This window comes from Micromonospora sp. NPDC049230, from assembly GCF_040647875.1.
Taxonomy (GTDB): Bacteria; Actinomycetota; Actinomycetes; order Mycobacteriales; family Micromonosporaceae; genus Micromonospora.
The window spans coordinates 1-12,843 of sequence record NZ_JBEZCZ010000051.1 but is presented as its reverse complement, the minus strand read 5'-3'; the positions used below and the strand labels follow the sequence as shown (position 1 = coordinate 12,843).

At 72.3% G+C, this 12,843-nt stretch carries 14 protein-coding genes and 1 pseudogene; 10 read left to right on the top strand and 5 right to left on the bottom strand.

Annotated elements, in window-relative coordinates; all coding sequences use genetic code 11:
* The first annotated feature begins 111 nt into the window (after window positions 1-111).
* From AB0A95_RS30285 to AB0A95_RS30275, 3 genes are all read left to right on the top strand, one after another.
* A complete protein-coding gene (locus AB0A95_RS30285; RefSeq protein WP_357559139.1) occupies window positions 112-1,608 on the top strand; it encodes a DUF1996 domain-containing protein in 1,497 nt (498 codons plus the stop codon).
* 180 nt (window positions 1,609-1,788) lie between these two features.
* Entirely contained in the window at window positions 1,789-2,496 is a 708-nt protein-coding gene (locus tag AB0A95_RS30280; protein ID WP_357559138.1) for a carbonic anhydrase, read from the top strand.
* 388 nt (window positions 2,497-2,884) lie between these two features.
* A complete protein-coding gene (locus tag AB0A95_RS30275; protein WP_357559137.1) occupies window positions 2,885-3,976 on the top strand; it encodes a winged helix DNA-binding domain-containing protein in 1,092 nt (363 codons plus the stop codon).
* 24 nt (window positions 3,977-4,000) lie between these two features.
* On the opposite strand, the pseudogene AB0A95_RS30270 reads toward AB0A95_RS30275, so the two are convergent.
* Window positions 4,001-4,308: pseudogene (locus AB0A95_RS30270) on the bottom strand (DUF5990 family protein).
* A gap of 22 nt (window positions 4,309-4,330) precedes the next feature.
* The gene (locus AB0A95_RS30265; protein WP_357559136.1) at window positions 4,331-4,750 is read right to left on the bottom strand and encodes a helix-turn-helix domain-containing protein; all 420 of its coding nucleotides are present in this window, start codon (window positions 4,748-4,750) and stop codon (window positions 4,331-4,333) included.
* 89 nt (window positions 4,751-4,839) lie between these two features.
* On the opposite strand from AB0A95_RS30265, the gene AB0A95_RS30260 reads away from it, so the two are divergent.
* From AB0A95_RS30260 to bla, 3 genes are all read left to right on the top strand, one after another.
* Window positions 4,840-5,487, top strand: coding sequence for an NAD(P)H-binding protein (locus tag AB0A95_RS30260; protein WP_357559135.1), 648 nt, complete (start codon window positions 4,840-4,842; stop codon window positions 5,485-5,487).
* A gap of 164 nt (window positions 5,488-5,651) precedes the next feature.
* Window positions 5,652-6,353: a DUF4396 domain-containing protein gene (locus AB0A95_RS30255; protein ID WP_357559134.1), complete on the top strand. Its 702-nt coding sequence runs from the start codon at window positions 5,652-5,654 to the stop codon at window positions 6,351-6,353.
* 168 nt (window positions 6,354-6,521) lie between these two features.
* Window positions 6,522-7,445, top strand: a complete 924-nt coding sequence (gene bla, locus AB0A95_RS30250) for a class A beta-lactamase (RefSeq protein ID WP_357559133.1) — start codon at window positions 6,522-6,524, stop codon at window positions 7,443-7,445.
* Between the two features lie 56 nt (window positions 7,446-7,501).
* Here the strand turns inward: bla and AB0A95_RS30245 are convergent, their stop codons facing one another.
* On the bottom strand, window positions 7,502-8,485 hold the full coding sequence (locus AB0A95_RS30245) for an RNA polymerase subunit sigma-70 (protein WP_357559132.1): 984 nt from the start codon (window positions 8,483-8,485) through the stop codon (window positions 7,502-7,504).
* 125 nt (window positions 8,486-8,610) lie between these two features.
* Between AB0A95_RS30245 and AB0A95_RS30240 the strand changes: the two genes are divergently transcribed.
* Both AB0A95_RS30240 and AB0A95_RS30235 read left to right on the top strand, forming a co-directional pair.
* The gene (locus AB0A95_RS30240) at window positions 8,611-8,991 is read left to right on the top strand and encodes a hypothetical protein (protein WP_357559131.1); all 381 of its coding nucleotides are present in this window, start codon (window positions 8,611-8,613) and stop codon (window positions 8,989-8,991) included.
* A 232-nt stretch (window positions 8,992-9,223) separates the two neighbouring features.
* Complete coding sequence (locus AB0A95_RS30235; RefSeq protein ID WP_357559130.1) at window positions 9,224-10,411, top strand: MFS transporter; 1,188 nt, start codon at window positions 9,224-9,226, stop codon at window positions 10,409-10,411.
* Window positions 10,412-10,422: 11 nt separating this feature from the next.
* Here AB0A95_RS30235 and AB0A95_RS30230 read toward each other — a convergent pair whose 3' ends face one another.
* Entirely contained in the window at window positions 10,423-10,683 is a 261-nt protein-coding gene (locus AB0A95_RS30230; protein ID WP_357559129.1) for a hypothetical protein, read from the bottom strand.
* On the opposite strand from AB0A95_RS30230, the gene AB0A95_RS30225 reads away from it, so the two are divergent.
* Window positions 10,670-10,927 (top strand): hypothetical protein, encoded by a 258-nt coding sequence (locus AB0A95_RS30225; protein WP_357559128.1) that lies wholly within the window; start codon window positions 10,670-10,672, stop codon window positions 10,925-10,927. The genes AB0A95_RS30230 and AB0A95_RS30225 overlap by 14 nt on opposite strands.
* Window positions 10,928-11,349: 422 nt before the next feature.
* On the opposite strand, the gene AB0A95_RS30220 is transcribed toward AB0A95_RS30225, so the two are convergent.
* Window positions 11,350-11,820: a DUF3592 domain-containing protein gene (locus AB0A95_RS30220; RefSeq protein ID WP_357559127.1), complete on the bottom strand. Its 471-nt coding sequence runs from the start codon at window positions 11,818-11,820 to the stop codon at window positions 11,350-11,352.
* 95 nt (window positions 11,821-11,915) lie between these two features.
* Here AB0A95_RS30220 and AB0A95_RS30215 point away from each other — a divergent pair, with 95 nt between their 5' ends.
* On the top strand, window positions 11,916-12,800 hold the full coding sequence (locus AB0A95_RS30215; RefSeq protein ID WP_357559126.1) for a S41 family peptidase: 885 nt from the start codon (window positions 11,916-11,918) through the stop codon (window positions 12,798-12,800).
* The last annotated feature ends 43 nt before the right edge of the window (window positions 12,801-12,843 follow it).

The following is a 12,843-nucleotide window of genomic DNA, read 5'->3' as shown; positions in this document are numbered from 1 at the left end:
CCCCCGAGCACCCTCCTTAATTCTTCTTCCGCGAGTTGTTGCCAACCCTCGGCACGCCCATAATTCCTTTCGTCAAAAGCTTTGTCGCCGACGCAAAGGACAACACTGGTAATGCGGACTCCCCCCGCGCATGTCGCACCGGCGGACCGGGCGCGACAGCGTCGCCGCCGCACCCGCGTGACGCTCGCCGCCGCCGTCGTGGCCGCACTGGGCGCCAGCGGCATCTACATCGCCGGCGCCCAGGCCGAAGAGGTCGCCGTGCCCGGCCGGGTCCAGGCCGAGGCCTTCGCGGCACACTCCGGGGCACAGACCGAGGGCACCGGCGACGCCGACGGCGGCCGGAACGTCGGCTGGCTGGCCAACGGCGACTGGCTGCGCTACGACGGCGTGTCGATCACCGGCGCCAGCCTCACGGCCCGGGTGTCCTCGCACAACGCCACCGGCGGCACCGTCGAGCTGCACCTCGCCGCGCCGGACGGTCAACTGCTTGCCGCCTTCCCGATCGCGCAGACCGGCGGCTGGCAGAAGTGGACGACAGTCACGGCGACGGCGTCCGGCGTGCCGGCCGGCCCGCAGACCGTCTTCGCCGTCATGCAGAGCACCTCGCCGTCGGACTTCGTGAACCTGAACTGGTTCACGTTCGGCCCCACGGCGGGCCCGACGCCGAGCGCGCCGGCGACGCCCACCACCCCGTCCGCGCCGAAGCCCACCCCGTCGGCGTCCGCCTCCACGTCCGTCCCGCCGAACGCGCCGGCAGCCGGCTGGGTTCCGGTCGACCAGGCGCGGTGGAGCAGGGAGCTGGCCGCCTTCGACGCCCTCACCCCGAAGGCGGTGACGCCGGGGACCACCCGGGTTCCCGAGTTCCACACCGACTGCGAGGTGGCCAACTCGGCGCCGGACGACCCGATCGTCGTGCCCGCCCTGCCGGGCGCCTCGCACATGCACACCTTCTTCGGTCCGAAGATCGACGCGTTCACCACGACCGACAAGCTGCTCTCCGCGACGACCAACTGCAACGCCCCGGGTGACAACAGCGCCTACTGGACCCCGGAGTTGCGCAAGGACGGTCAGCCGGTCCCGATCAAGAGCATGCGCGTCTACTACGGCTCGCGGGTCAAGGACCCGTCGACGGTGAAGCCCTTCCCCCCGGGCCTGCGGGTCGTCGAAGGCGACGCCAAGCGGCAGGTGGACACCCCGAAGAACGCCGGTAGCAATCAGTTCTGGTGCGCCGGCAGCGCCGAGATCGGCCGCAGCGCCGACGGCAACTGGCCGGTCTGCGCCCCGGGCGGCAACCTGATCTTCCAACTGGTGTTCAAGGACTGCTGGGACGGCAAGAACATCGACTCGCCCGACCACAAGTCGCACATGGGCGACCCGGTGAACGGTGTCTGCACCGGGAAGTACCCGGTGGCCGTGCCGGACCTGTCCTTCATGGTCAACTACCAGTCGCTGGGCGGTGACGGTCTCGCGCTCTCCTCCGGCAAACCGTCGTCCATGCACGGCGACTTCATGAACGCCTGGGAACCGGCACGCCTCGGCGCCCTGGTGAAGTCCTGCCTCAACCAGAACGCCAAGTGCGGCACCGAGGTCACCTTCGCCGGCGGCTGACCACCCCGTTCGCCGAACGGCTCCCTCGCCCGGGCGAGGGAGCCGTTCGCGTCGCCCACCGACCGCCACACCACGCGTGGCTCCCCTCGCGCAAGACCCGGCGGGGTGGCGCAGACAACACACCTTCGTGGACGACTGCTGGTAGGAAGTAGCGAGTCGCCTCACCTCAGGGAGATCATCGTGGCACGTTCCCCCCTGTCCCGTCGTTCGCTGCTGGCCGCCGGTGGCGCCGCCGCCGTCGCGCTCGGTGCGGCAGCGAACCCGTCCGCTGCCGCCGCCGCACCGGCGGACAACCCGGTCGGTACGCCGGCCGAGGCGCTTCGTCGGCTCCAGGCCGGCAACCGACGGTTCACCACCGGCCACGGGCGGCACCCGCACCAGGGCCTCACCGACCTGCACCGACTGGCCGCCGGCCAGCACCCGTTCGCCATCACCGTCGGCTGCGCGGACTCCCGGGTAGCGCCGGAGGTGCTCTTCGACCAGGGGCTCGGCGACCTGTTCGACAACCGGGTGGCCGGCAACATCGTCGACGACCTGCTGCTGGGCAGCGTCGAGTTCGCCGTGCAGGAGTTCGGCAGCCTGCTGATCGTCGTCCTCGGCCACGAACGCTGCGGCGCGATCACCGCCACCATCGACGCCATCCACAGTGGCGGTGCCGCACCCGGGCACATCGGCACCATCGTGGCCGCCCTGCGTCCGATCGTCGAGCCGGTGCTGGACCAGCCCGGCGACCCGGTGGAGAACGCGGTCCGCGCCAACATAGCCGCCCAGGTGGCCGCGCTCCCGGCACGCAGCACGCTCATCGCCGAGAAGGTGCGCCAGGGCGCGTTGCGGGTCGTCGGCGCCCGTTACGACCTGGACAGCGGGCGGGCTTCCCTGGTGGCCTGACGGCCGGCGGTCCCGTCAGCGCGGCAGCCGGGTACGCAGGTAGTAGGACCAGCCCGCCAGCGGCAACGCGATCGCCCACGCCAGCAGCAGCGGGAGGCCGAAGGGCGGAGCCCAGCACCGTCGGCGTCAGCGGCACCCACTGCGGCACCCGGCGTCCGCGCAGCCACGGCACCCAACGGGGAAGGTCACGCCCCACTCGCTGATCAGCCCCAACGCCAGGATTCCACCGAGGCCGGCGAGGAGGCACAGCAGGCCCAGATAGAACGCGCCGGCCGGCAGGCCCACGAATCCCCCCGCGGAGGGAACCGCCTCCCCGTACGCGGGAGCGCCGCCGGGTGGGTGCTGCGCGCCTGGACCCACCGAGAGAGCCAGGCCTTAGGGTGCAGCCATGGTTGATCGGCGCCAGGTGATGAACTTCCGCGTCCGGGCCCAACAGCTCGACCGGGACCACGGGACGCTCGCCGACACCGCCGTCCTGGATCTGGGCGTGCAGAACACCGGCCCGGACGGCGCCCGGTGGGCGCTGGCGGTACGCGGGGTCGACGTGACGACGCTGTCCGACACGGAGGTGATCCTGCTGTGGACCGTACGCGGCGCACCCCACCTCTACCGCCGGGCCGATGTCGCGAAGGTGGTGGCGGCGGTCGAACCCTTCTCCGACGCCGACGCGGGCAAGCGCATCTACGACGCGTCCAAGCCGTTGAAGGCGGCCGGCATCGGCAACCTCGCGGCCCTCGACGAGGTGGCCGCCCGGATGCGAGCCATCGTCACCACGCCGACGGTCAAGGGAGACGTCTCCGGCCGCCTGGCCACGATGCTGCCCGAGCCGTACCTGCGGTTCTGCCGGCCGTGCGACGCCACGCACGTCTACGAGATGCCTTTCCGCCTCGCCGCCGCGCGGGCCGGGCTGGAGTTGCAGCTCGACTCCTCACCTCCGGTCCTGCGGCGCATCGCCGGGTTCCGGAAGGCGGCCGCACCGGGTGACCGGTTCGACCTCATCCGCGCCTACCTTCGCCTGCTCGGCCCGGCCACCCCGAAACACGTCGCCGACTATCTCGACGCCCCCGTGAAGGACGTGAAGGGGCGCTGGCCCGACGACGTGATCGAGGTGCCGGTCGACGGTGAGGTGCGCTCGCTGCTGGCCGCCGACGAGCAGGCACTGGCCTCGGCCGACGACGCGGGGACCCGGCTGCTCGGCCCGTTCGACCTGTTCCTCCAGGCCAAGGACCGGGCGACGCTGGTGCCGGACACCTCCCAGGCCAAGGAGCTGTGGCCGGTGCTGGGTCGCCCCGGCGCCGTCCTGGTCGACGGCGACCTGGTCGGCACCTGGCGTCCCCGCAAGGCCGGCCGCGCGTTCACTGTCGCCGTCCAGCCCTGGCACCGGTTGTCCGCCGCCACCCGCACGGCCGTCACCGCGCAGGCCGAACGCCTCGCCGCGCACCGCCGCGTTCCCCTCGCCGGCGTCGACTTCGGCAGCTAGGCGTGTGTCAAAGCCCCTGGCCGGCTACTCCACCGTCCAGGCGATGACGGGAGGGTGGACCCGAGCGCACACCGGGCCGCCGTCCGCGTCGGTCAGGCCGACCCGGCCGACCAGGACCCCGCTGCCCTCGGACCGCCGACGTCGAGCATCGCGTCGACCTCCCGACTGGACACCTCGAAGCCCCAGGTCGCCGTCGCCGCGTCGGCCGGCACCTGGCCGACCACGTCGGCCTTGCGCTGCATCCCCACGTGCACGTTGCCGAGCCGCAGCGCGTCGGCCTGCGCACCGGCACGCCGCCCGGGGAGGTCGCTGCCGTCGATCCGAATCCGCATGCCCGCGACTCCAGGGGCTGGGTCAGTGGTCGCGATCCGTCGAGTCCGACGCAGGCAGGTTCGCCCGGTCGTAGGCCGCCTGCGCCGCCGACACGTCGCCGAGGTGGGTGATCGACCACTCCTCCAGCGCGCGCAGCGGCCCCCGCAGGGTGCGGCCCGCCTCGGTGAGCGCGTACTCCACGCGGACCGGGACCTCCGGGTAGACGGTGCGGCGCACGAGACCGTCGCGTTCGAGCCCGCGGAGGGTCTGGGTGAGCATCTTCTGCGACACGCCCTCGACGCGGCGGCGCACCTCGGAGAAGCGGACACTGCCGTCCCAGAGGGCGCCCACGACGAGCACCGTCCACCGGTCGCCGATGCGATCCAGGATGTGGCGAGTCGGGCAGTCCGCGCGGTAGGGGCTGCCCCGCAGCACCGACTCGGCCCCGGGGGTGGTTACCACAAAGTGCCTTCTTCCCGTTGGAGAGTTGCACTCGTACGGTAATCGCAGCGCGTCGCCCGACGCCACCCAATCTCCTGGAAGGGCACCTCGTGTCTCGCATCACCGTCATCGGCGGCACCGGCTACGCCGGTTCGGCAATCGTCGCGGAGGCCGCCACTCGTGGTCACCAGGTCACCTCGCTGAGCCGCTCGGCCCCCACGACGCCCGTCCCGAACGCGACATACCGCCACGGCGACGCCACCGACGAGGCGACCCTCTCGGCGGCCGTCGAAGGCGCGGACGTCGTCGTGGCCGCACTCGCCCCACGCGGCCCGCTGGCCGCAACCTTCCGCGACGTCTACCGGGCCGTCGCCCGTCTGGCCGACGCCGCCGGGGTACCCCTGTTCGTCGTCGGCGGCTACTCGTCGCTGCGCCCCGCGCCCGGTGCGGACCGCTTCGTCGCCGACCTCAGCCAGGTCCCGGCGGAACTCCACGACGAGATCCGCGCCGGGGCGGCGCTCATCATCGAGGACCTCCCGGCCACGCCCGCGACCCTCGACTGGGTCTTCGTGAGCCCGGCGCTCCGCTTCGGCGCGTGGATGCCCAGCGAGCGACTCGGCCGTTACCGGCTCGGCGACGACGTCGCGATCGCGCCCGAGGACGGCGGCGCGATCTCCGCCGCGGACTACGCGCTCGGGTTCGTCGACCTCATCGAGAAGGGCGACCACCACCGGGCTCAGGTCAACCTCGGCAACTGAGGCCCCGGTCAGCAGCAGCCGTCCGCCCCCGGCAGCGGGAACGCCAGATCTCCCGCTGCCGGCGGGCACGGCGTGGAACACTGCGAAGTGCCCTCGGTCGGTGTGCCCCCTGCTGACGCGGCGACGGGAGGCGCGTCGGCGTCCCGCGCGCGGAAGGGGCGGGCATGCAACCAACCTGGCTCCTGACGCTCTCCTGGGTCTCGCTCGCGTTCGGGTTCGCCAGCTGCGCGATCGTCGTCGCGGACACCTATCTGCGCGGACACCGTCAGCCGGTCCGGATCATGGAGATCGTCTGGCTGGTGACGGTCCTCTACGTCGGCCCGGCAGCCGTCCGCCTCTACTGGGACTGGGGCAGGCCGGAGGCGTTCGCCCAGAGGCGGCGGGAGGGCCAGCCGCGAAGGCCCCGCCGGGGCCTCGTCGTCACCCAGGTGTCCCGCTGCGGCGCCCACTGCGCCCTCGGTTTCGTCATCGCCGAGGTCGCCCTGTACGCCGTCAGGTCCGACCCGGCTCAGGAGACCCTGTGGGTCGACTACGTCGGGGACTACCTGGCGGCGGTGGCGATAGCCGTCCTCTTCCGGTACGTCGGCGCGACCGGTCGCAGCGTCCGGAAGATCGGGCACGCGCTGTCCACGGTCGCGAGGGTCGAACTGCTGACCATCACCGCCTTCGAGGTGACGCTGTTCGTGTGGCTGACGCTCGCGCATCGCGTGGTCTTTCCCGAGCCACCCCTGCGACCCGACAGCCCCCTCTTCTGGTTCGCGGGCCAGTTGGGGCTGATCGCCGGTTTCGTCGCGGCGTGGCCCACCGCCTCCTGGCAGTTCGGCCGGGGGTGGAGACTCGAACCGCGCCGACTCCCCTTCGACTGAACGAATCGTCGCCAGCCGCGCATTCGTGTCCGCGCGCGCCCGCGCCCGGTGATCGACTCGGCTTTTCGGGAACCCGAGTCGATCAGCGCAAGCCCGCACAGCTGACGACCTCCGGCGGTCACCACCGTATGGTCGTCGCGGGTGACCCGCCGGAGACGAGGGGGAACGATGATGGATGCCCTGGTGCGACGCCTGGCGACCGCGGTGGCCGCACTGTCGGTCCTGGTGTCGTTGGCGGCGTGCGGCACCGACGACGCACCCGAGGCGCGCACCACACCGAGCCCCGAGATGACGCCGACGCTGTCCCCGACGCCGGCCGCCGCGCAGGAGTTCCAGCGGTTGGAGCAGGCGTTCGGCGCGCGCCTGGGGGTCTACGCCGTCGACACGGGCACCGGCCGCACTCTGGCACACCGCCCTGACGAACGATTCGCGTACGCCTCGACGTGGAAGGCGTTGGCCGCCGCCGAAGTGCTCGACGACACCACGGACGCCGAGCTGGACCGGGTGGTGCGCTACTCGGCGGAGGAGTTGGTGGCCCACTCCCCGGTCACCGAGAAGCACGTCGCCGCGGGCCTGAGCCTGCGTGCCCTCGCCGACGCCGCAGTGCGCTACAGCGACAACACCGCCGGCAACCTGCTGCTGCGTCACCTCGGCGGCCCGCAGGGCTTCGAGACGAAGCTACGCGCCCGCGGCGACACGGTCACCGACGCCGCCCGCTACGAGACCGCGCTCAACGAGGCGACGCCCGGCGACCGGCGGGACACCAGCACCGCGCGGGCCCTGGCGGGTGACCTGCGCGCGTACACCCTGGGGGATGCCCTGACGCCCGCGGACCGCGACGTCCTGCGCGGTTGGCTGCGCGACAACACCACCGGGGCGGCGCTGATCCGCGCGGGTGTGCCCGCCGGCTGGGTGGTCGGTGACAAGACCGGGACCGGAGGGTACGGCACCCGCAACGACATCGCCGTGCTCTGGCCGCCCGACCGCGCCCCGATCGTGCTCGCCGTGCTGTCCAGCCGCTCCACGAAGGGCGCCACCCCCGACGACGCCCTTCTCGCGCAGGCCACCAGGGTGGTCGTCGCCCACCTCTGAGCGGCTGCGGGTCGCCGGGGGTGGCCACGTCGTGCCGGTGCGGGGGCCGCGCGTGCCTATTCGGTGCCGTCGGCCGGCAGACGCTCGGGCAGCCCGAGGCGCGGGAACTGGTCGTCGTGGAAGGTGACGATCTCGGTGATCGCACCGCCGGTGACGCGCAGGACGTCGAGGGTCAACGGCAGGTACGCGCCCTCCTCCGCGCGCCACAGGTAGAAGGCGACGGCCGGCTGCCGGTTCACCGAGGTCGGGACCCCGCGCAGGCCCCGCATGCCCTCGAACCCGTCCTCGACCCAACCGGACACCACCGCGTCGCGCCCGACGGACAGACCCGGCGTGGGCGGCATCGAGCAGCGGACGTCGTCGCGCAGCATCGCGGCGAGCACGTCGACGTCCGTGGCCACTGCGGCGTCGGTGAAGGGGCGCACCAACTCCCGCGTACCGGCGTCGCCCTCCCCGCCGGTCCAGTCCTGCCGCTCGGCCGGCAGGTGCTCCCGCATCCCGGCACGGGCCCGCTGCAACGCGCTGTTGACCGAGTTCACGGAGTCGCCGAGAAGCTCCGCGACGTCCTTCGCCGGCCACCCGAGCACGTCGCGCAGGATCAGCGCGGCCCGGGGGCGCGGCGCGAGGTGCTGAACCGCGATGACGTACGCCAACTCGATCGTCTCCCGCGCGACGGCGAGCGCCTCCGGCTCGTCCGCGCCACCCGCCGGCAGCTCGTCGAGCAACCGATCCGGGTACGGCTGCAACCACCGCACCTCACCTCCGGTCGCGGGCCCCGGGCGGCGCTTGGCGAGCAGGTCCAGGCAGGCGTTCGTGGCGATCCGGTACAACCAGGCCCGCACCGACGACCGCCCCGCGAAGGTCTCCCGCCGCCGCCACGCCCGCAGCAACGTCTCCTGCACCGCGTCCTCGGCGTCCTCGAACGACCCGAGCATCCGGTAGCAGTGCACGTGCAGCTCCCGCCGGTGCCGGTCCGCCAACCCCGCGAACGTCAGCTCGTCGACCTCGCCCAACCCGTCCAGCCGGGTGTCCGCACTCATCACGTCATCCTTCCGCCTCGTCACGTCCCTGGGTATGACGGGCGCGGGCGCGAAAACTCATCACCGGCGTCGGTCCCCTCCCGGCCCGACCCCGGCCGTTGCGCGGCGGTGGCACCATCGGTGCGGTGAACGTTCGTCGGCTGGCGGCCATCGACATGTACGGGAGCCGGGGCACCACCCGTCGACGCCTGATCATCCTGGCCGAGTTCCTCGTCGGCGTGGTCGTCATGGTGACGTGGGGTGTCTGGCTGCTGGGGTCGGCGCACGGCCTCGGCAGCCGAGCGCTGGGGCTGTGGCTGACCGGTGCGGGCCTCAACTACGCCCCGCTGTCCGCGTACGCGATCGCGCTGATGCGCCCCGGCGCCCTCGACGCCGAACTGGCCGGCGCGTCCATCGACGGTGAGCTGCGCCGGTACACGGTCCTTCAGCTGTGGGTGTTCATCCCGCTCTCGCTCGTCGTGCTCGCCAGCCGCGACGTGCTCGCCGGGCAGCGGGCACGCGGATGACGGCCATCGCCCCACTCTGAGCAGAGCGCACCCCCCGTCGAGCGGTGCCGTGCGATACGGTCAGCTCGTGGTTCCGGTGGAGGCGGTCGCGGCTTCGTACGCCCGGTGGATCACGCCTCCGCTGCCGTTGTACGGCAACGACCACGAACGGTCCGACTTCGCTCCCTGATCCGCGCTGGCAGTTGCCCGTGGATCCGTTCGATTCCTTCCATCGCGCCGGGAGCGATGTCTCATGTCCTCATCCGGTATCCGGGTGGTCCTGCGTGCCCCGCAGGTGCTCTGGGTCCTGCTCGCCGCCCAGGTGGGTCGGCTGCCGTCGGCCTCCGGGCCGCTCGCTCTCCTGCTGTTCGCGCGGGAGTCGTTCAGCCTGGCCACGGCCGGGTTGCTCGTCGCCGCGTACACCGCCGGGGTGGCGGTGGGTACGCCGCTGCTCGCCCGGGCGGTGGACCGTTGGCGTCAGCCGCCGGTGCTGGGCATCGCGGCGGTGATGTCCGGCGTCGGGTTCGGCTTCGTGGCCACCGGTGCCTTCGGCGCGACAGGTGCCGCCGTCGGTGCCGTGGTCGCCGGGCTCGGCGCTCCCCCGCTGGAGGCGTGCCTTCGCTCGCTGTGGCCGGATCTGCTGCCCCCGGCGGCGGTGCCGGCCGCGTACGCGCTGGATGTCGCCGTACAGGAGGTGATTTTCGTGGTGGGCCCGCTCACGACGCTCCTCGCGGTGGCGCTCGGCGGGCCGGTCGCCGGGTTGGTCGTGGCCGCGCTGCTCCAGCTCGCCGGGACCGCCGCGTTCGTCCGTGCTCCCGCCGTGCGGGCCTGGCGGGGGGTTGCGGCGGCACGGCACTGGGCAGGCCCGCTGCGGGTGCCCCGGTTCGCGGCGCTGCTGGCCGGGGTGGTCGGCACGGGGATGGCGGTCGGCGGCATCGCGGTGGCGGTCACCGCCTACGCGGAGGAGGCCGGCGACCGGCACCTGGCCGGCTGGCTGCTCGCCGCGCAGGCAACCGGTGCGCTGATCGGCGGCCTGCTCTACACCCGGGCCGGGCCCGCCGGAGCGCGGCGGCTGCCGCTGCTCACCGCCGGGCTGACCCTCGGCTTCGTGCCGCTGCTGCTGACACCGCGCCCCACCCTGATGGCGGTGTTGCTGGCGGTCAGCGGTCTGGCCCTCCCGCCGGCGCTCACCGCCATCTTCCTGCTGGTGGATCAGCTCGCGGCGCCGGGCACCGTGGCCGAGGCGTTCGCCTGGGTCGCCACCGCGTTCACCATCGGCAGCGCCGCCGGCTCGGCGGTCACCGGTCTGGTCGTGGCGCACGGCGTCCGCCACGGCCTGACCCTCGCCCCCGTCGCCGCGCTGCTCAGCACCATCATCATGGTGGCCGTCGCCAGAAACACCGCCGACCACCACGATCCCCGTCTACCGCAACAGCACTGAGACCATCGTGATCAGAGGGTCACACTGACTCCGACCGCCTTGCACGCGGCGCTGAGGTCCTTGCCGGCCTTCAGGAAGGCCGGGTTGTCGGCAGCGGACCCCGGGTCGGCAGCCGCCGCGGCCTTGGCCGCCTCGGCGCCGAACGGCTTGAGGGCCGTGGCCACCTTGCTGTCTCCGCCAGCCGCGGCCAAGGCGGTGGCCTTCGTCCCCAACTCGGTCAGGATCTTCCGGAAGTCCGCCGCCGTCGGCTCACCGGCCGTGACGATCTTCAACAGCTCGGCCCTCATCTCGTCGCTGGCCTTCTTCACCGACGTGCAGAGTTCCTTGTCGCTCGTGGCGCCGGTAGCGGCCGACGACGCCGGTGCGGCGGTGGGGGAAGCCGCCGCTGAGGTCGCGGCGGCGGATGTGCTGGCAGACGGCGTCGAGCCGGCGTTTTTCGCCGGTTCCGCGTCACCGCAGGCGGTCAGCGCGGTGGTGGCGGCAAGGATCAACAGCACGGAAGCAATTCGAGAGTGATTCACGGACGCGGACACTAATCGACGAGTACGACATGATCAATTCGCGCGGGACGATTCCGGCCATCACCGCACTTTTGCCAGTGGCGGGCCACGGTCCCGGCACGCCGGAGGTTTGGCCGAGGACAACTTCGAGCACAACCACGCTCCGAAGGGCACCGAGAATCAAGGGGGTACGCGATGCGGCGTCGGCAGGCAATTGGCGCACTTGTCATGCTCACGTTCTTCGTCCTGCTCATCGCGGCACAGTTCGCCTGGCCGGAGGTGTCACCACCCCTCCGGTACGTGAGCGGCGGATTGATCGCCCTTGGTCTGCTCGTCATTGCCGTGGGCCTCCTGCGACGGGCACAACGGCGCAGCTCTCCACCATCTCGTAGGTGACTTCGCGGGTTCCTTGGCAACGTCGTGCAGGGCCAGCCCCACCTACGCGCGGGTGGGCGCCTGCCGTCGGCGGCGCCGCTTGAGCAGCTCACTGATGACGACTCGAAGCGCGCCCAGTGTGAGCGCCAGCCCGCCGGCCGCCGGCAGAAACTCCAGACCGCCTCGGGTCACCCACAACCGGCCCTCCATCGGGGCATCCGGCGAATAGATCACCTTGACCCTGTCACCGTCGCGGCCGAGGGAGCCGCTGGGGGTGACCCGGAAGCTGGTGGCGACCTGCCGTCCGTCGGCGATCGTGTACTGGAACTCGTACCACGTCCCCTTGCGCTTCTCGTGCCGGGCCGAGGGATGGGAACCGGTCAGGGTGCCCGTCGTCGTCACTTCCCGCGGTGAGCCCCGGTCGTCCCAGACGAAGGTGAGGCCGATACCGGTCGCCACGATTCCGACCAGGACGACCGTCAGTGCGGCTCGGAGCGTCGAGACACCCGAGGTGTCGCCGCGGAAGTCAGACATGGCCGAGACGATAACCATGGGCCGCCACAAACGACTGGTGGGCCGGCGCGACATGAGATGGCCAGCAGGCCGTGGGTGGTCTACCGTGGCCCGCCGTGCTCCCAAACGAACAGATAATCGGACAGGCCCTGGACCGGATCGAGGCAGGGTACGTCTTTCCCGGGAAGGTCGCGGACATCGACGCCGCGATCCGGCGTCGTCTCGCGGCGGGCGAGTACGCCGACCTGGACGGACCAGCGCTCTGCGCGACGGTGACCGCGCACCTTCAGCAGGTGTGCCCGGACAGGCATCTGCGGTTGCTGTGGTCCGACCAGCCGCAGTCGCTGGATCCAGCGGACGCCGACGGTGGGCGGGCCGCGTTCCTGGCGCTGCTCCGGGCGGAGAACCAGGGCATCCGCCGGGTCGAGCACCTGGCCGGCAACGTCGGGCTGATCGACGTGCGGCGCATCGCGTACGCCGACGAGGGCGCCGCCGCGATCGGCGCGGCCATGCAACTGGTCGCCCTCAGCGCCGCGCTCATCCTCGACCTGCGCGCCTGCTCCGGCGGAGCACCCGAGGGCGCCGCGATGTGGTGCAGCTACTTCTTCCGCGACGACCAGGTGCACCTCAACGACTTCTACGAACGGTCCACCGGCGCCACCCGCCAGTTCTGGACGACCGCGCACCTTCCCGCGCCGCGCTACCCGGACCGCCCGGTCCACGTACTCACCAGCGCGATGACGTTCTCCGGCGGCGAGGACGTGGCGTACACCCTTCAGGCGCACGGCCGGGCTGTCGTCGTCGGTGAGACGACACGTGGCGGCGCGCATCCGACGGCCCGCCACCCGGTCACCGACCACATCCTCGTGACAGTGCCGACAGCCCGGACCATCAACAGCGTCACCGGCACCAACTGGGAAGGCGTCGGTGTGCTCCCCGACGTGCCCGTCCCGGCAGACCAGGCACTCGACACGGCACTGAGGACCATCTCGGGCGCGTAGACGGACAGGCGCGGCGGCGGCCGGTGCCGCCGCCGCGCCCCAC

Excerpts from the sequence above, each read along its gene's own strand:
- AB0A95_RS30285 (WP_357559139.1), top strand. The coding sequence starts at position 112 with ATGCGGACTCCCCCCGCGCATGTCGCACCGGCGGACCGGGCGCGACAG.
- AB0A95_RS30275 (WP_357559137.1), top strand. The coding sequence starts at position 2,885 with ATGGTTGATCGGCGCCAGGTGATGAACTTCCGCGTCCGGGCCCAACAG.
- AB0A95_RS30255 (WP_357559134.1), top strand. The coding sequence starts at position 5,652 with ATGCAACCAACCTGGCTCCTGACGCTCTCCTGGGTCTCGCTCGCGTTC.
- bla (WP_357559133.1), top strand. The coding sequence starts at position 6,522 with ATGATGGATGCCCTGGTGCGACGCCTGGCGACCGCGGTGGCCGCACTG.
- AB0A95_RS30245 (WP_357559132.1), bottom strand. The coding sequence starts at position 8,485 with ATGAGTGCGGACACCCGGCTGGACGGGTTGGGCGAGGTCGACGAGCTG.
- AB0A95_RS30235 (WP_357559130.1), top strand. The coding sequence starts at position 9,224 with ATGTCCTCATCCGGTATCCGGGTGGTCCTGCGTGCCCCGCAGGTGCTC.
- AB0A95_RS30220 (WP_357559127.1), bottom strand. The coding sequence starts at position 11,820 with ATGTCTGACTTCCGCGGCGACACCTCGGGTGTCTCGACGCTCCGAGCC.